Here is an 18,143-nt window from a genome sequence, read left to right as displayed (position 1 = left end):
GACGCGGGCTGAAGCCCGCGGCTACCGGGATGGAACGAGACGCGGCATCAGCAGTCCAATCGTCAACCGTCCAACCGATCCGGATCGTCGAGGTCGGCCCACGGGATGGTCTCCAAAACGAATCCCGAATTGTCCCCACCGCCGCCAAGGTCGATTTCATCAACGAGTTGGGGCGGACGGGCGTCGTGGAAATCGAGGCGGGGTCGTTCGTCTCGCCCAAGTGGATCCCTCAGCTCGCCGATTCGGCAGAGGTCCTCAAGTCGATCCTTCGTGTGGCCGGTGTGAAATACTCGGCGCTTGTCCCGAACGAGAAAGGCTTCGAGCGGGCGCTCGAATGCCACGTCGACAAGATCGCGGTGTTCACCGCTGCCTCCGAGACCTTCAATCGGAAAAACATCAATGCGTCGATTGCGGAATCGATCGATCGATTCCGTCCCGTGGTGGAACGAGCCAAACGGGAGGACCTTCCGGTGCGGGCCTACGTTTCGACCGCCTTCTACTGCCCATTCGAGGGGAAGATCGACCCATCCAAGATTGTGGAGGTTGCCGGAATGCTCGTCGACTTGGGCGTGTTGGAGATCTCGATCGGTGACACCATCGGCAAGGCGGTCCCGAATGACGTTCGATCCCTTCTCGACAAACTCCTGACGCGAACTGCCCCCGGCGTCCTGGCCCTCCATTTCCACGACACCTATGGCACTTCCATCAGCAACATCCTGGCGGCCTGGGAAGAATATGGAATCCGGACCTTTGACACCTCAGCAGGAGGATTGGGGGGATGTCCCTATGCTCCCGGCGCGACGGGAAACGTGGCCACAGAAGACGTCGTTTTCGCGCTCGAGAATTCCGGGGCGCGCGTGTCGGTGGATGCCGCGGCGGCGGCGAGGGCGGCCTGGAAAATTGCCGCGCACCTTGGACGGGATTTGACGTCGCACGCCGCCGCGCGATTCCGGCCTAAAGGGAATGAAGCGTGAAGGTTGCCCGTGTTTCCGAACTTCAGGACAACCACCAATCCCGCCTCCCGATTGACTTTTTGAGAATTACTGGTAGTATGTTGTGAACTTTTGGGACGGTCCTTTGACCGGGCCCGGGAGCGACAAGGATGAGCGCTCAAGACGATCGGGGAAAAGATTCTCGCACCGCCGACGAACCGTCGGTTTCTCCTCCTGCCACACCAACCTCATCCACAGCCTCCACTGAAGCCGGCCAAAAGAGTCATGCGGTCTCGGCCCCAGCATCCGTGATCATGATGCGCGACGTGCTGCTCAAGCAGATGGACCTGCTGGTGGAAACCGTCCGTCAGGACCTTGGAGGCCGGCGATCGCAACGAGACGAGGAGGCGGCCAACCGGCTGTGGGAGGAAACCCGGGAGACCCGGCGGCTCGTGCTGGAGTCGCTTGAACGAATGGACAAGCGGGCGGAAGAGAACCGGAAGGATTTTCTTGGCGTGCTCGAACGTATCACGGTTCTCACGGAGGAATCCCGACGCCGGTCCTCGCAGGAGGAAGCGGCGAGGGCCGCCGAGGAGGGGCGGGACACACGCCGCCTCATGCTGGAAGCCGTGCAGAAAATGGACGAACGGTCGCAGGAAAGCCGGCAGGAATTCGCATCCACGCTGGAGCGGATCACGCGAGCGTTCGAGCAACGGCCCCAGCCGGCCCCGGATGAATTCGTGGAACGCCGCGATGCGGAATCCAACAAGGCGCTGCTCCGGCTGGTTCTTGAGACGACGGAGCAGATGGGCGAGCGGTCGAACATGCTCTTCAATCGCCTGGCCACATTCCTCGGCGCCCCCCAGGCTCCCCCCGCACCCCGGCGATACGGCATCGGCATGCCGGACCCGAGGCTCTCGGCGCCGGTCCGAGATCTCCATCCCGCAGCGTCCGGTCCCCAGCCGGTGCCCTCGCCCCTCGCGCCGGCCCTTTCCCCGGCCGTGCGAAGAGACTTCCAATCCGAATCTTTTCTCGCCGGGCAGCGCTATGAAAATCTGCGATTCCACCTGACGCGAACCATGGCCGAAGCTTCGGCCTACAAGGCCCTCCTCATCGCACCGGCCATTGAAAAGGCCCTCCAAGTGGTGATCGACGACATTCCCGAGAACAACTCGGCGTACCTGGACCGGATTTTTCATTGTCCACCGGCCTCGTACAAGCGGGGCTTCAAGCTCCATCATTGCCTGAACGTCGGGCTGATCTCCGCCATGCTGGGGCATGAACTCGGTCTATCCCGCTGGGAGCTTTTCGAGTTGGCCCTCGGAGGATTCTTTCACGACATCGGGATGCTCGACCGGCGATGGGCGTTCATCCTGGAACCCCGCGAGCTCCGCGGGCCCGAGCGCAAACTGATCCGCATCCACCCCATGGAGGCCCAGCCCTTCTTCCGCAACATTGAGAAGGATTTTCCGCTGCTGCCCGTCATTGCCGTTCAGCACCACGAGCGGGAAGACGGAAGCGGCTACCCGTACGCCATCCGGGGGGAGGAGATCCATCCCTGGTCCAAGATTGTGGGGATGGCCGACGAGATGGAAGCGCTTGCCCGGCCCCGGCCCCAGCGCGCCGCACGGCCCATTCTGGAGTTTTTCGCTTCTCGAAGCGATCCCTCGAGCGCCCGATTCTCCTCTGCCCTGTGGAAAGCCTCCTTCCGGTGCGTAACGTTGTACCCGCCCGGCAGCCGCGTTCTGCTTTCGAGCGGTTCCCAGGGAACGGTGGTTCAAGTCAACCCTGATGAGCCGCTGAGGCCCGTGGTGCGCGTGGAAACCCAGTTGCGGCCCGGGACCCAACCCCGATACCTGGATCTTCGGGCCTCACCGCAACTCCGCATCATTCAGCTGGCGGCGTAGGAAGTGGTCGAGTGGACAAGTGGTCAAGTGGTCCAGGGCCGGACTCGAACCCTTGACCCCTCGATCGCTCGATCACTTGATAGCTTGTCCACTTCCTGACCGTGACTGACCCCGTTCTGCCCGCCATTCCACGCCCCACACCGCCGCCCGTGGTGCATCACATGCAACCCGCCGGGGCCGGGATGGACATCCGGCGCTTCATGGGCATCCTCTATCGTCGCCGGTATATCGTCGCCCTCACGGTGCTGGCGTCTTTTGGAGCCAGCTTCTTTTTCAAACCGGCCCGAGAGCCCGTCTACGAAGCCCAGGCCAGCGTTGAAATCAAGGGGCAATTTGAGAAGGAGATGGGGTTCGTCGAATACAGCGCGGCCGCCGAGGCCCAGGGCCAGGTACAGGTGGTTCAAAGTTTCCCTCTCCTCACGGAGGCACTGAAAAAGGTCGGCGTGATTCCCCCCGACATCGGTTGGGAAACGGTAAGCAGCTCGGAGCAGTGGCTCGGACTCCTGACCGATTTGAGGGGGAAGCTGAAGGTCTCGCGCGTGGAGAATTCCGCGATCCTTACCCTGACGGTTGTAGACCCCTCGCCGCCGAGGGCCCGCGACTTGGCCAACGCCGTTGCCCAAGCCTACGTGGAGTACTACTCGCAGAGTTCGCAGAAATCCAACGAAGAGGTCCTGAAGTTTGTCCGGGGACAGAAACAGGAGCTTGCGCGATCGCTCGATGATGCCCAGCGGAAGCTCAACGAATTCAAACTCCAAAACAACTTTCTGAGTCTGCAGCCCCAGATCGCGGCAGCGGTGGCAGGGCACGAGGCGCTTATTCGCCAGAAGGAATCCCTGGAGGTGAAGAGGGCGCAGACGGCGACGGCCTTGAATACGCTGGACAAGGGCGCGGTCACTCTCCAGATGCTGGAAGAACTCCGGATCCGCAAGATCGATCCGGATCTGGCCGCAGCCGAGAATGACATCCGCGCCTCCCTGCGCGAAGTCATCGACCTTTCGAACGACCAGACCCCGAACCATCCGTCGGTCAAATCGGCCATGGGCCGGCTCGAGAACTCCCGCCGGAGCCTGGTGCAAAGTCTTGAGGGACTTCTTCGCTCGCTCTTGGAGGACGACGCCCGACTCGAGGAACAGATCCAGAGGTATCGGGAGCAGAACCGCGCGCTCCTTGACCTCGAATCCCAGCTCTACAAACTCGAGAAAGAGGTGACCGTCATCGAAGAAATGTCCATCTTTCTGGAGAAGGAGTACCAGGAAAACCGGATCAAGAGCGCCTACACGGTTTCGAGAGCCGAAATCATTCAACCGGCCATCCTTCCCAGAACCCCCCGGTTCGGGAAGCAGCAGGTGCGGCCTCAACTCGTCGCGGTCATCCTGGGATTGATCGTGGGCATTGGGCTTGCCCTCGTGCGGGAAAGTTTTGATTTCTCGCTCACGAACATCCTGGATATCGAGGCCCTCCTGGGCTCGATCGTCTTGGGGGTCGTCCCCTACTACCAACCTGAGCCGGGTTCCGGGGAAGGTGAGGACGCAGAATCGCGAAATCGCCGGGCTTACTGGGTCGTCCACACCGAGCCGAAGGCGACGATCTCGGAGTCGTTCCGCTCCCTGCGGACCCGTCTCCTTCGCGAATTCGGGCGCAACAGGATGATCATGGTGTGTTCGGCCACTCCGCAGGAGGGCAAGAGCATGATTTCGATGGGCCTGACGCTGGCTTTTGCGCAGACGGGGCTTCGGGCCATTTATGTCGAATGCAACATGCGCCGACCCGTTCTGGCGAAAACCCTCGGGTTGAAAGAGGTGGATGGCTTGAGAAGCGTCATCCATGAGGGGCGGCTGTGGTCCGAGGCCGCGCTGGGCGTTTCCGATCTTTTCGCCCAGGGAATCAGTTCAAAGATGCTGACGAGCGGGCCGGGGTTGGACTATTTCCGGATCATTCCCTCGGGAGGGATCGATGCTCATCCCGCCGAAAGCCTGGAACAACTGATCGCCACGTCTTTCTTCGACGATCTCCGAGCACAGTTCGATGTTGTGATTGTGGATACTCCGCCGGTCATGGCCGTCGCCGATGCGACGATCGTGGGACAGAAAGCGGACGTGGCGATTCTCGTCTACCGGGCCGGCCGCGCGCCGCGCGAGACGCTTCAGCGGTGTGTGCAGGTGCTGCGCGACCACCGCATCAATCTGGCCGGGGTGCTGGTGAACGCCATCGATCTGAAGGGAATGTCCTCGCAATACTACTACTACCAGCGATACACCTACGGCGCGCCGGCTCCCCTTCGGAAACGGCGTGGGGGAGCGTGGGGGCTGCGGCGTCGAAAGACGGAGCGTCCCACGGTCAGTCGCGCGAACGGTTCCGCGGTGTAGTAGGTAAGACTGTAGGATTCCCCTGGGTGGTCGAGCGGCATTAGCCTCAGCGCATGAAAACACTTCAAGCTTGACAAACAGAAGGGAACCTCATAGGAAAGCCGTAGGAGGTTGGATTAGTGCAAAAGGGGGGGGGGTTTGCGTATCATCGGGGGGAGGGGAGCTCTCGACATGGCGGGCCGCTAGCCAAGCGAAATGAAGGAGGTGAAACAGTGAAACATTCAGGAGCGTCTGGAATCAAGCCTTGGATTCTTGCAGCCGTTATTGGTTTTGTTGGACTGGTCGACGTGGGCGGAATTGTGTCAGCGGGGGGGGGGGGGTATTCCAATTGGCCCTCCGAAGGACGTTACAATTGATATCTCCCTGATCTCTTCTCAAGTCGTTTCGATCCCGCACCATGTCGCAAGACTGGTGGTATTGGGTTCCAACGACCGCTCGATCCAGATTATCGCAAGAGGTAACGTCGACGAGATTCTCTCCTCCGCAGTCGGCCCGCACACCTCGATCAGCGTCAAAGGACACGCGCGTGAAGTACTCATGGGGGGAACTCTACACGAAATTGTTCTGGGTGGTCCTTTTCTCGGTGTCGGGACGATCGATGGCCCTCTTGGCTCGCTGGCCGTGTTGGGGGGATTGACTGCTGTCACCAACACTTGGAACATTGATGCCCCAACAGGCACCGTTGATATCACGGGAAATGTAAATCAGCCCATAAACATTTCCGCCGACGTAAGTACACTTCACATCACCGGAAATCTGAACCCTGGAAGCGGAATTACGGTATCTTGGCCCGCGGAGGTGAAAAGCATCGTGATCGACGGTAACCTCAGCGGCGATATTTTCATCCAAGGTGGTTCGACAGTGGAGAATATCTTTGTTGGTGGAAACTTCACAGGGAGTATTACAATAGGCTCCGGTGGGAAGTTACGGAACTTCCAAGTTGTCGGAAACAACAACGGGACATCTCCCGTTACCCCAAGTGTGGGGACCTCTGCTTGTGCCACGAACACGGCACCAACGGCTGTCGCGGATGCAGATTCCAGCCGGTTTCCAGCGACTCAACTCATCGGGGTGCATTCCAGCGATCTGGAGCAAACCTCGGCCTCGCTCGGGTATCTCTGGACCTACGTTTCGGGTGTTGCCCCAAGCGTGCTCTTTTCGCCCAACGCGACCTCTCAGAGCGTTTGTGATGCGCCAGCGGAAACCTGCTCATCTTGTTCAAGTGATTGCGGGACATGCCCTCTGGTGTTTTCCACCCCTATTAACGTTTCAGGTACGCCTCTCATAGGCAAAGGTTTCGCAGCCGTAGCAAGTGTTGCCCCGAGTACAATTTACGTAATATGGCAGCAACATTTGGGGGGGGGCGAGGTCCACATCATGTTCACCAAGTCAACCGATGGAGGCGTAGGTTTCTCGCCTGCTATGGACCTTACGGCGCTCGCCGGCCTCACGGTGGAGTATCTAGAGTCCACCCCATCCGTAGCGGCGAATGCAGCAGGCCAGGTCTTTGTTGCGACGCGCAACCAAGTCACCGGAGAGGTGCTCTTCCGCCGCTCGCTGGACGGAGGGAGTACCTTTTCCTTACCCATCTCCATCTCCACTCCTGGCGTGCGACCGGTCCACATAATCGTGGCAGCCGATACGCAGGTGATTGGAACCGTGTACGTGACTTACAATGAACTGGCTACGGGGGCCATCAAGCTGAGACGCTCAACTGATGCTGAATCCAGCTTCCTGCCGGCCGTGCAACTGCCGCTGGGAGGTCCAGCCTTCACCGATGTCGCGACAGGCCCGGGTCCAGGCGCTGTCTCTGTAGTCGCGAGCTATCCCATAGGATCTTGGGAAACGCAACGCGACATTTTCTTCATTCGCTCGGCTGACAGTGGTGTCAGCTTTTCCCCGCCCGTAAATGTATCCAATAATCCAGGGTGGTCCGAGATACCAGCAACTTCATCTGCCAGCACAGGCACCTATGCGATTTGGCGCGACTGCGACCGTACCAATAGCACCTGCCCCTATAGACTCTTGTTTAGCCGTTCCCTAGACAGCGGCGCGACATTCTCAATCCCGGTGGACATATTTGGGACGGGAGTGTCCGGAGGTGAACCCGATGTCGATGCCGACAATGCGGGGAATGTTTACGTTGTGGCCGAAGTTTTTCCCCCTGTGGGATCCTTGCTCTCATCTTCCATCGGGCTACGACGCTCTTCGAACGGTGGCGCTACTTTTGGTCCCACTGTTTCACTCTCCAGTGGCCGATTCCACACTAGACCTGCCATCCACGTGGATTCTGACCGAAATGTCACTGTCGCATGGGAACAGGATGGAGATATATACCTTGCACGTGCCGCGGCGCCATGAAAGCATGGCGGCGATAAGTCTATCTGAAACATCGGATTCCATTCGAAGCCTTGGCCAGTCCATCCTCAAGGAGTCCTAATCTCGGATACCCGGGGGAGGTAAGCCCCTTGGCTCTCCACAGGAGGGTTAGCGCGACAGGAAAGTCCAGGAGTTGACAGTGCGAGAGGCCCGCAATAACCAGAAGATCGGGGTCTTCTGGGGAGTGATCGAGACCTTTTTCCGCGATCTTGCGAGCCTCCGTGGGCTTGTTCAGATTAAGCAGGTAAAGCGCACCTAGGTTGACGTAAACGTCTTCGTACCTCGGGTCTCGGTCGAGGGCCTTTTGGTAGGCGTGGGCAGCTTCCTGCCACTCAGCCAACCTGCTCAGGTAACTGCCCAACAGGGCATAGCTATGCGCAGTCTTGGAGAGGGCGGCGGCCTTCTCGTAGTGGGAGAGTGCTTGGGCGCTATCTCCCAGCTTTTCGCAGGCCATCGCGGCGATTTCGTGGCTTTTTGCCCAACCGGAATCGATCGACAGCACAAATTCAGCGGCTGTCAGTGCTTTCTCGTATTCTCCCAATTGGATAAAGGCATGCGCCCGGTTCTGGTGAGCAAACAGGTAGTTGGGGTTCCTGTGCAAGCTCTCTTCGTAGTAGCCCAAGGCTTCTTCGTAGCGGCCTTTCTCCGCGTAGACGATGCCAAGATTGTTCCAAGCGCCGGGCTGCGAGGGGCTATTTTTCACCGCCAATTGCCAAAAGGTTTCTGGATCTGCCCAAATCCTGTTTCTGAGTAACGTCATTGTTCCCAACGCAAGGCTGACCGATGCCAGACCCATGAGCAGGACCGCTCTGTTCCTAAGGATTCTGGGCGCGAGCAGGCCAACACATAACAGGACGACGCCGGCCGAAGAGAGATACATTCGATGATCGAAAACGGCTCTGAGTCCAGCCATGGCCCCTTCCACGCTCAAGTGCACCGGAAACCAGAGTACAAGAAACACGGCAAGCGGGTTCGACTTGCGAAGCGAGACGCAAGCCCAGACAAGACCTGCCGTGGCCAGCAAGGCGAGCGTTGTTGTCGGAGGTTCGAAGAGAGAGCGGGAAGCCTCGAACTCCCGAAAGAGGCTCAGATTCTTTGGGGAGGGAGTACCCAACAGCTCCAAGTAGAAAAACAACGCGCGACAGTTCGTCAATGCTCTCGAAACCAGCATGCCCAGTGAAGCTTGAATCCCCGGAAAAGACTCAACGCCAAGGGCAACCTGGAACTTGTTGAACCCGGTTGCGTAGAAGATGGTGTAGAAGACGGATGCGCCTGCGGCCAATCCACCGAACAAGAAGGTTCCGGAAAATCTCCTCCAGAGAGCCTGGCCGGGCTTGCCCGGGACGAGCAAGAGTTCGTAGATCAGGACCAATAGGGGAAGCGTCAACGAAGTTTCCTTGGACCCCAGTGCGAGAACATAGAATAGGCAGGATAGGATCCGATGAATACTCGGATGCTTGGAAGCTTCATTTCGATAGATCAAGAAGCTCCTGAAAGATGACAGATAGAACAGCGCAGCCATGGACGTCATGCGCTGAACGATGTATGTCACCACCTGCGTGTGAATAGGGTGGACCCCCCACAACAAGGCCGCGAGAAACGCAACCATTCGCCGGTTCCGAATCAGGATCTGATTCTCGTGGAAAGTCAGGAGAAGAAAGAAGACATGGAAGAGCAAGACCACGCAAAGCGAGTGAACAAGCTGATTGAAAGCATGGTATCCAGGCAGGCTGAAGCCGTGCAAATAGTAGTTGAGCCCGAGAGTCAGGTTCGGAACCGGGCGACTTGGCAGCGGGCTTGTGAAAGCAGCATCCCAAAGGCGCTTCGCTGAAAGGTCGCCCATTCCAACCACGGAAGGGTTGTTGGTGATGTGTGGTCTGTCATCCTCGTAGAAAGGGACCCGAAACGTATTGAGATAGGGGAGTGCAACCAGCAACAACAGTGCGCAGGAGTACAGGGTCAGAGAGGCGCGCCCAGAACCGGCCTCAAGCCCGTTTCTCCGCGCTTCGGCAGGTCCAGGGCGAACGGAGGATTTGTGAGCTGAGGATCGTTCGTGGTGAACCCGTCGAACCACGTGAGAACGGTTGTAAAACCGATTCTACGTACCCGCACAACGCATTGTGCGGGTTGACTTGCCGAGCCTGAAGGCTCGGCTACACGATTTGAGCTCTGTAGCGGGCCCTTCAGGGTCCGCGCCACCGTTTGCGAATCCGCACATACGCATGAACTTGCACTTAGGCCAAGACCTTCGGCGCCGGCGACGAAGAATCCGCGTTACCGCGTAGAGGCCCAGAAGTCCAAAGAACCCCGTCAGCCCTCCCGCCCATCCCGCCGGCGCGCCGATGTGGGCGCAGCCGCAACCGGAATCGTCAGTCGTCCGTTGTGCGTCGTGAGTCGCGGGGGCATCGGAGGTCGGAAGCACCAAGTCCATCGCGGGGTCGCCGAAGAGGACGAACATCTGGGGGACGTATTCCCATCGACCTGCGCTGACCTGCGAAGCCACATCGAGATAGGCTTTCTGAATCGCCGCGCCGATCGGATTGACTCGGTCCTGCGTGATCGCCTTGTAGAGCGCGCGGTTGAGCGCGCCGTGAACGGCGGGGCTGGACATTCCACTGGGAGCGAAAAATGCCACCGCACCTTTGCCGGGGGCCCGAACGAACTCTTCGGCCATGGCCTCAAACTCCTGCTCCGGCGGGAAGACAAAGTAACCGTTGATACAGGTCAACGTGGAAATGAAAGGATATCGGCCCAGGTTTTCCAGCGCAGGGAGTTGCGCGGAGCCGAAGACTTTCTCGGCGGCCCAGAACTCGGCGGAGCCGTGGCCCAGGTAGTTGATGAGGGAGGCGCCCGAATTGATCTCCTTGACGATCGCGCCGGACAGATCGCTCGCGGAGGGAAGGAGCGAGAGGTAGCCTCGGGTGAGGAGCAGACTGGGCGGCGCAAGGTCGAAGAGGCTTTCCGAAACCCCTTCGAAATCGGATTGAAAGTTGTCCGCCACCAGCAGCACGTTCCGGCGCCAATTCGATTCCGGATCGTCGTCCGCGTAGTGAAGGATCTTGTCCACCATTGCTGAGAGTTCGTCGGGAGTCCTCGCCGGCAATCTCCCGATTGCCATATCGGGAAAGAGATCGATCTCGTTGCCCCGTGGTTCGACAAGCTCACCACGAGCGGTTTGTTCTCCGCTCACCCTGAGCTTGTCGAAGGGCGCCCCTCCATCGAAAGAAACAAACCAAGCGTCTGAAGGCACCTCACCCCCCAAGGGGGTATAGAGAAGATAGCTAGGAACGAGGAACGAGGGACCAGGAACTTGTTCCCCATCCTCATACCCCTTGTAGTCGTATGAGGCATCGCCGACGAGGAGGACGTAGGAGGGTTTCGGAGATTGCCAATTGTGAAATGCGAAATGGAGGAAATTCTTGATGGCGTGCGGCGTGGCGAGACCGGCCCCGAATTCATCATAGATCTGATCCAGCGAAACGACTTTGACGGTGAGCCCGTGGGATTCGTGGTATTCGACCAGCGGCCGAAGGGCTTCTTGTAGGGGAGCATCTTCAGATGCTCCCTCCGGGCGGGTCTGAAGACCCGCCCCTACAGATTTGCCGACCCCTGCCTCCGGCAGAATCATGATGTAGTCGGCCCGATTGGTGGCATCCAAGAGGCCGCGTGATGCGTAATGGGTGATGAGTGATGGGTTCACGACCGGGAGCGCGAGGCGCGAAGGTCGATAGTATGGAATCGTCGCACCTTTGAGCAGAACTTGATCGAACTGGGCGCCCTCCGCAAGCAGCACCTTGAGGGTCATTGTATTTTGTCCGGTGCGAAGTGCGGAGTGCGAAGTGCGAAGTGAGGAGTGGAAGAGATCCCGGCCGGTCCATGTCATTTCGCCAAGAGTCAGACCGTTCAGCGAGACTTCGACTTTGTGGCTCTGGGCCACGTTCGATTCGGCCAGTCCGAGAAGGGTAAGCCCTACTTGGAGGTTGCTCGTTGCTCGTTGCTCGTTGCTCGCGAGTTCAGGCAGCTCGAACTCGTAGTCGTGTGAATCGCCGTCCTTGAGGACGGGGGCGAAGAAGAACCGTTCCGCGTCTGAGGGGCCGGGCATTTCTTGCCAATAAAGGAGGGCGCAGGACGGCCGCTCCGGGCTCCTGCCCTCTCGCGGCACTTGCTCCATCCTGGAGGGCGCAGGACGCAGGACGCAAGCAGAGGGATCAAGCCGAAGCGCGTCTTGGAACGGTTCGTCGGCCGGTCCCGGTTGAGTCAAATCCAGGATTTCGTTCGACGTTCGACGTTCGACGTTCGACGGATCCAAGAGAAGCCAATACGCATTCGTGCGGGTGTATTTCGAGTCGGCGGGCTCCCCAAGGAAATACAATGCCCCACCGTCCGCTTGAACATTCACGGGCTGTAATCGTTCTCCACCAGGAACTAGGAACAAGGAACCAGGAACCCACACCTGCGCCTTTTCCGGATCGAAGAGATTCGGATCGAGGCCGGCGTCGGCGATGTCGTCGCGGGTGATTTTGTAGACGCCGGTTTCGGTCACGGAAACTTTCAGCGATGTTCCGGTCGAGCGCGAGGGAGATCGCCACTCTCCGCCTTGTAGGGGCGGATCTTTAGATCCGCCCGCGTTGAAGGGAGCATCTAAAGATGCTCCCCTACTGACAAACGCCCAACGGAACTTGTTCAGGACGACGGAATCAAGGAGACTTGTGAGATCCGGGGTAGCCGCGCCCTTCAGGGTGCGCTCGGGACGCAGGCTGAAGCCTGCGGCTACCGGAACGTGGGGACCTGCGAATTCCAGACGCGCACGGAGAATGCCGGTTACCTCCTTGTCCGCTGAAGCTATTCGCAGAATGGTTTGATCCCGGAAGATGCCTTCGGCAATCGCGTCGACACCAGGAGAATCGTGGAGTTTGGCGCCCGGCGGGACGGCGAGGCGGGCCGGAGTGGAGCAACCCTCTCCGGTGCATTCCATCTCGATACCGGTGGAGTCTTCTTTGGTCACCCGCCACCCTTCGACGGGCTCAGGGTGAGCGGGTGGTTCCTGGTTCCTGGTTCCTAGTTCCTGGCCCCTGGCCCCTGACCCCTGACCCCTAGATTTGAACGCGGAAAGGTCCGTGATCCACACCCCGCTTTCGATGGCGGTGGGCGAGGTGCCGTTGAGGTACTCGAGGAGGTTGCTGATCCCATCTCCGTCGGCGTCGCCGTCGGCGTCTGCGACGAGGGGATCGAGGCATTGTAGGGGAGGGTCTTTAGACCCTCCCAGAGAAGGAGCATCTAAAGATGCTCCCCTACGGTCTCCCCAAGAGGGCGGATCTGAAGATCCGCCCCTACGAATCGCAGACCGACCGAGTGCGGAGGCGCATCCGTACGCGCGTTCCCAATCATCCGGCATCCCATCGCCGTCCGAATCGAGGCCGACGTGGACTTCCACCGGGCCGTGCATCGTGCGGGTGCCGTTGAATTCGACGTCTTCGAGCCAGTACTGAATCGTGATGGGTGATGAGTGATGAGTGATGAGATCGGAGAGGTCGTCGACGAAGACGTATTTCTTGCCGCGGGCGCTTGTTCCAAGGCCCTGGATCATCTTCTGATTGACCTGCGTCTTGCGTCCCGCGTCTCGCGTCTCGCTCCGATGCAGGTAGAAACCTGCATTGGAGCGTTCCGCCGCCGTTTCCCATTCCAAGACCACTTCGTATCCCCCAGCGCTGGTAGCCGCACCCTTTACGGGTGCGTCTTCGGACGCAGGCATAAAGCCTGCGCCTACCGGACCGTCGGACGCGGGCTGAAGCCCACGGCTCCTGCTGTACCCCCCGAAGGAGACGAGTTCGACGAGAGTGGGCGCTCCGGCATTCCAGGCGTACATGAACGGTTCGTATGCGGCCGCCGAGGCCGCCGCCGTTAGAGCGCTGCCGGTAGGCGTGGAGAACGCGCTGCCGCTCCAGATGAAGCCCTTGATGGCGCTCGTGCTGTCCAACGCGAGGAGCATGATCTCGTCGCCGTCGGGCGAGTTCCGGAGTTGCACCGTCTGCACGTCCGTGAATGTTCCGATTGTGGCCGCCGCCGCGCAACTCCCACCCTCCGTGTAGGTCCAGTAGGTGACTTTGTCGTTTCCTCCGCCGCCCGCCGCATCCACATAGGCAATCAGGGCGTCGCTGCTGACGGTTTCCCATTTCACATCGATCGACCGATTGGCGAGCAGGCTGGCGGCTGCATCGGCGCAACTCCCGGGCGTACTCCAAGCGCTCCCGCTCCAGGCAAACGTTTCGACGTCCGAGCCGCCGTCCACCGTGACTTCCAGGATGTAATCGCTCACGTGGGACGCATCGAGTTGAAGCCAACTCACGGCAGCTCCCGGGTTACCTGCCGCCGCCGGCGTTCCCCATGTTCCGGACTGCCAGATGGAGTAGTTGGTAGAAGTGCCGGTGCCGTATGCGATCATGGCTCGGCTGGTGACACGGTGCCATGCCACGTCGAAGGCCTCGTTGGTAGCTGAACTGGTCGTGTCCGAAAAGGTGGTGTTGGTCACCCAACTGCTCCCGTTCCAGACCGCGCCCGTGGCGGTGGTATTGGAGTTCAACACGCCCATCACGATGTAGTCGGCCGCCGGGCTGGCCTCGAGCCTGATCCAGTTGGCGTTGGCCGAGCCGGTGGAAACGGTCAGCGAGCCGGCGTTCGAGAGAGTCGCCCCGCCTGCGGTGGTGGTGCAGTAGTTGACACTGTCGTTGGCCGTCCCGTCATCGCAGACGATGAGCCCTTCGCCTGATTTGGACTCGAAGGCGATATCGAACCCGCGATAGGCGCTGTTCGCAGCCGAGGTGCTGCACGTACAGCTCCCGCCGGGGGCGGCCCAGGAGGCGCCGTTCCAATAGCGGAAGGTGATGGCGCCGGTGCTGTCGAGCGTTCCCATGAGTTTGAGGTTGCTCGCCACCTTGGCTGTTTTCTGCACCACATATCGGATGGTGCTCGTCTGCGTCCCGGCATCGGACTCCGACGCATCGAACTGGGTGCCCGTCCAGTTCTTATACTTGGGTTCGTTGGCGCCCGAGGTCGTTGCGTACGCCACCAATCCGTCCGGATCCGTGGTCGAAAGCTGCGGGCAGTTCGACGAATAGGACCCGGTAACCGTGGGGGTTCCGCCGACCACTTCGAGCATTCGGAATCGATATCCCGTATTCGGAGGAGCCTGGAAGTTGGTGAAGCTCCAGTCCCATTCCGGGGTGTCCCCCAGGGAGTAGGACGCGGCGGTCGTGCTGTCTCCCGACTCGGTGTACAGCCCATTCAGGGTTGAACCGTCCACCCGTTGGGCCGTAACCGAGGTTTCATCCGTCAGGACACCGCCGGAACCGATCACGCGCCAGATCATGTTGGTTGTCTCGGTGCTCCCGATGTCGGTCCATGTGCCGGTGGTGCAACTCGTCGCATCGCTGCTGTACTGGAGCCGCAGGATTTTCCCCGATGCCAGCGTCCCCCCTCGGGCGGTGAAGTTGACGCGGAGCCTCACTTCTCTCGTTGTGTAGACGCCCGTAGCCACGTTATTGTCCGTGGCCAACTGATCCCCCGGGTCGGCCGGATTCAGCACCGGGGTGCTCTGGTTCAGAAACCACTGGTAGTTGGCCTGCTGAAAGAAGGGATAGGACCACGCGAAACTGAACGGCGCGAAAGCGTTGGAGTCAACGTCGATGGAGACTTGGCTTTGCGTGGCGGTTTGGGAAAAGGCCCCGCCGCTCCAGAGGAGGGCTTGGAGCTCATAGTCGGCCGGTGCGGCCGTATCCACGCTCTCCGCCAGGAGGTAGATCTGATTCTCGTTGGGGCTGCCGACGAGCTGGACCGTTGGTATTGCTCCCGGCCAGGTTTGGGTGGTGGTTGAGGCGTTGGTGAGGTTTGTGCCGGTCGCGGGGGTCCATGTGCAACCGCCCGAGCAGCCGGCGGCCGTAACGTAGTCCACCGCAGTGGTCGAGCTTCCATCTACGAAGGCGAAAAGGGCGGTGCTGCTGCTTTTCTCCCAGGCCACGGCGACCGGGATATTGGGGCTGCTGGCGGACGTGACGTTGACGGAAGTGTCGGCCGTCGTTCCCCCTACCCAACCGGCGCCGGTCCAAAGGTCATGTTGAGCCCGGCAGGTTGCGGTTGTGCAGCCGGTTCCGTTCATATGCGCGATCAGGGCGATATCGTCCGTGGCCGGATCGGCGGCCATTTCCACCCAGTTGACGGCCACGCCCGGGTTGAAGGGGCTGTTTGAGGTGGCGCCGCTCCAAGTGCAGGCGGCTGGAGCGGGGCAAGTGTGGTGGCTCAGCGTGGTACCCGAGCCGTACACCACCAAGATGTCCCCCGTAGACTGTTCGAACTCGATATCGAACGCCCTAACCGTCACGGCGGCCAGAGAAGCCGTCAGGCTGGTCGAGGTGCTCTCCCATGTCGAGCCGTTCCACACGGAGACATTCAAGGTGCTGTTCGCGCCGGCGACCGCAAGAGCAATGCGATCACTTCCCGCAAGGGACTTGAGGCGAACCCAGCGCGTGGTAGTGTTCCCGCCCGTTATGGTGAGGGTGGAAGCCGACGTGTACGTGGTGCCGTCCCACCGGTCATACCGGATGAGCTTGTTGTTGCCGGTAGCATTTTCGAAAACGATAAGGGCTTCACCGGAGGACTGCTCGTAGGCGATGTCGAGCCCGCCGAAGGCGTCGTTGGTCGTGCCTTGGCAGGTGGAGCAGGACCCCCGGGCCGTCCAAGTTGCTCCGTCGTCAGAAGTGGTTTGAATCGTGATCGTGCCGGCCGAATCGAGCGTGCCCAGGATGTATTCGCGACGCACCGGGCAGCGGCGCAGTACGGAGTATTCGATGGTCCCCGCCGCGGCGTTGGCCGTGGCCGTGGCCGCATCCAAGTCATTATTGAATGTTGAGTTCCACGTACGGTGGTTGGGGGTAGTGCTCGTTCCGCTTGCAAATGCGGCCATCCCCTCGCTCGCCGCCAAAACTTCCCGAAAGGAGAAGGGCGCGAAAAGGAGACACAAGAGTGCGGTGCGACCAAAGGCGCCGAAGCTTTTCATGCCGATCCGAAGGCTGGCGCAAGAAGCGCGCCACTAGGAGCCGAGGAAGGAACCCGAATCGGAGGCGTTTTCAAACCATCTGCCGCCGCGGCGCGCCCCTTGTCAGTTTTCCCCACAGTTCGGTGATTCTTCAACACTCGGTCTGAAAACACATGAACAGAAGGTTTGCGGAATTCCTTCAACCCATCCTCCAGCCCAAAGAGTATCAGAATGGACAACCAAGGACAAACCAAAGCCGAGAGACCGGGGAGGGGGAGGACGGGCCCGAAGGACGGCCTACTTTTTCTTGTCCTTCTTGTCTTTCTTGTCTTTCTTCTGCTTGATGGTGTCAGCTTGGATCAGAACTTCAATCTCATCAATGCGCAGTGTTGTCCCGGTGAATCCGGAGACGGGGACAGTAGAGAAGGTTCCGATCTGGTATGGATTCGACCCCAGGCCTTGGAGAACGTTGCCGTTGACCGTGAGCGTTCCACCCGATCCATCGGCAAGGACGGGCACCGCCTCGACCGAAACGATGGAACCGGTCACATAGGGTTCGCTGAGCAGGACGTCCAGATTTCCATCCCTAAGTATCAGGGAGTGGGCCGGTACTTCCACGCCCAAGACGGAGCTCCAAGGCACCACTTGACCGGTGGTATTCACGATGAGGGATAAGTTGTACCCGCCGAGGTCCACTTGAGTCACTCCGCTGTCCACGGCGAATGCGTAACGGACGTAGCCGCCGGTGACCGTGCCGAAATCCTGCGTGTTTTCCACCAAGATGAACAACCCTTCGTTAAGGATGGAGCTGAACTGGAGGCTCCGGGTTCCGGCGATGGGATTCTGTGCGGTCACCCTATTCGCGGTTGCGTTTGCATAATACGCCAAGCCGTTGCTGGAGTACCCCGGTGGAAATGAAAACCCATCGGCAAAGGATTCGAAACCTTCGTAGGCGCCCACTCGGGAAGACGCACGATAAATTGCTTTGCCGATTGCCAATTCCGAGTCAACGGAATCCGCTTGGAGCGTAGCCTGTGGATCGAGAAGGGCCAAGTGCTCGTTGGAGGAGGCAATGGGGTCAACGCCGCAGGAAGCCACAATTGAGGACATAACCATCCAACCAATCGTTGCTGCTATCGATCCTGTTTTCATTCCGAGATAATACATAGCAACATCCATGCCTTCGATGGATCATATAAGTTATTGATATATTTATGACTATTTGTTGATGTGGCGTAACCTCATTGCGTGGATGCGTGTGGCCCACTCGTATTGAAATAGTGTAGCGTCATCGGGACAGCCTAAGAGCCTCTAACAGAATGCCGATTCGTAGGGGAGCATCTTCAGATGCTCCCAATACGGGCGGATCTAAAGATCCGCCCCTACGAATTGCTCCCTCTTTTCGGGAGGGCCTGAAGGCCCTCCCCTATCTCTGAAAGCGGCTGCCTTGTCAACCTATACGTTTCTCCTTTTTCTTCTTCCTCCCGGTCGTTTGAATCAGGGTCTCATCTATCTCTTCGCCGTCAAA

General features: G+C 59.5%; 8 protein-coding genes. 4 read left to right on the top strand and 4 right to left on the bottom strand.

What is annotated here, in order from left to right:
- Positions 1-29 precede the first annotated feature (29 nt).
- The 4 genes from HYT87_16820 to HYT87_16805 all read left to right on the top strand — a co-directional run bounded on the left by HYT87_16820 (position 30) and on the right by HYT87_16805 (position 7,569).
- The gene (locus tag HYT87_16820) at positions 30-974 is read left to right on the top strand and encodes a hydroxymethylglutaryl-CoA lyase (GenBank protein ID MBI2061403.1); all 945 of its coding nucleotides are present in this window, start codon (positions 30-32) and stop codon (positions 972-974) included.
- A gap of 272 nt (positions 975-1,246) precedes the next feature.
- Positions 1,247-2,839, top strand: coding sequence for an HD domain-containing protein (locus tag HYT87_16815; protein MBI2061402.1), 1,593 nt, complete (start codon positions 1,247-1,249; stop codon positions 2,837-2,839).
- A gap of 101 nt (positions 2,840-2,940) precedes the next feature.
- Positions 2,941-5,208, top strand: a complete 2,268-nt coding sequence (locus HYT87_16810) for a hypothetical protein (protein ID MBI2061401.1) — start codon at positions 2,941-2,943, stop codon at positions 5,206-5,208.
- Between the two features lie 417 nt (positions 5,209-5,625).
- Positions 5,626-7,569: an exo-alpha-sialidase gene (locus HYT87_16805; GenBank protein MBI2061400.1), complete on the top strand. Its 1,944-nt coding sequence runs from the start codon at positions 5,626-5,628 to the stop codon at positions 7,567-7,569.
- 19 nt (positions 7,570-7,588) lie between these two features.
- On the opposite strand, the gene HYT87_16800 is transcribed toward HYT87_16805, so the two are convergent.
- The 4 genes from HYT87_16800 to HYT87_16785 all read right to left on the bottom strand — a co-directional run bounded on the left by HYT87_16800 (position 7,589) and on the right by HYT87_16785 (position 17,731).
- Positions 7,589-9,523, bottom strand: coding sequence for a tetratricopeptide repeat protein (locus HYT87_16800; GenBank protein MBI2061399.1), 1,935 nt, complete (start codon positions 9,521-9,523; stop codon positions 7,589-7,591).
- Between the two features lie 23 nt (positions 9,524-9,546).
- Positions 9,547-9,699 carry a hypothetical protein gene (locus HYT87_16795; protein ID MBI2061398.1) on the bottom strand — a complete coding sequence of 51 codons (153 nt, stop codon included), beginning with the start codon at positions 9,697-9,699 and terminating at the stop codon, positions 9,547-9,549.
- Positions 9,686-16,543, bottom strand: a complete 6,858-nt coding sequence (locus HYT87_16790) for a hypothetical protein (GenBank protein MBI2061397.1) — start codon at positions 16,541-16,543, stop codon at positions 9,686-9,688. Before HYT87_16790 ends, HYT87_16795 begins: the two co-directional genes overlap by 14 nt.
- Positions 16,544-16,912: 369 nt before the next feature.
- The gene (locus HYT87_16785) at positions 16,913-17,731 is read right to left on the bottom strand and encodes a hypothetical protein (GenBank protein ID MBI2061396.1); all 819 of its coding nucleotides are present in this window, start codon (positions 17,729-17,731) and stop codon (positions 16,913-16,915) included.
- Positions 17,732-18,143 lie beyond the last annotated feature (412 nt).

It is taken from the genome of Nitrospirota bacterium, from assembly GCA_016180645.1.
Classification (GTDB): domain Bacteria; phylum JACPQY01; class JACPQY01; order JACPQY01; family JACPQY01; genus JACPAV01.
The sequence above is the reverse complement of the archived record's forward strand: the minus strand, read 5'-3'. Positions and strand labels throughout refer to the sequence as shown.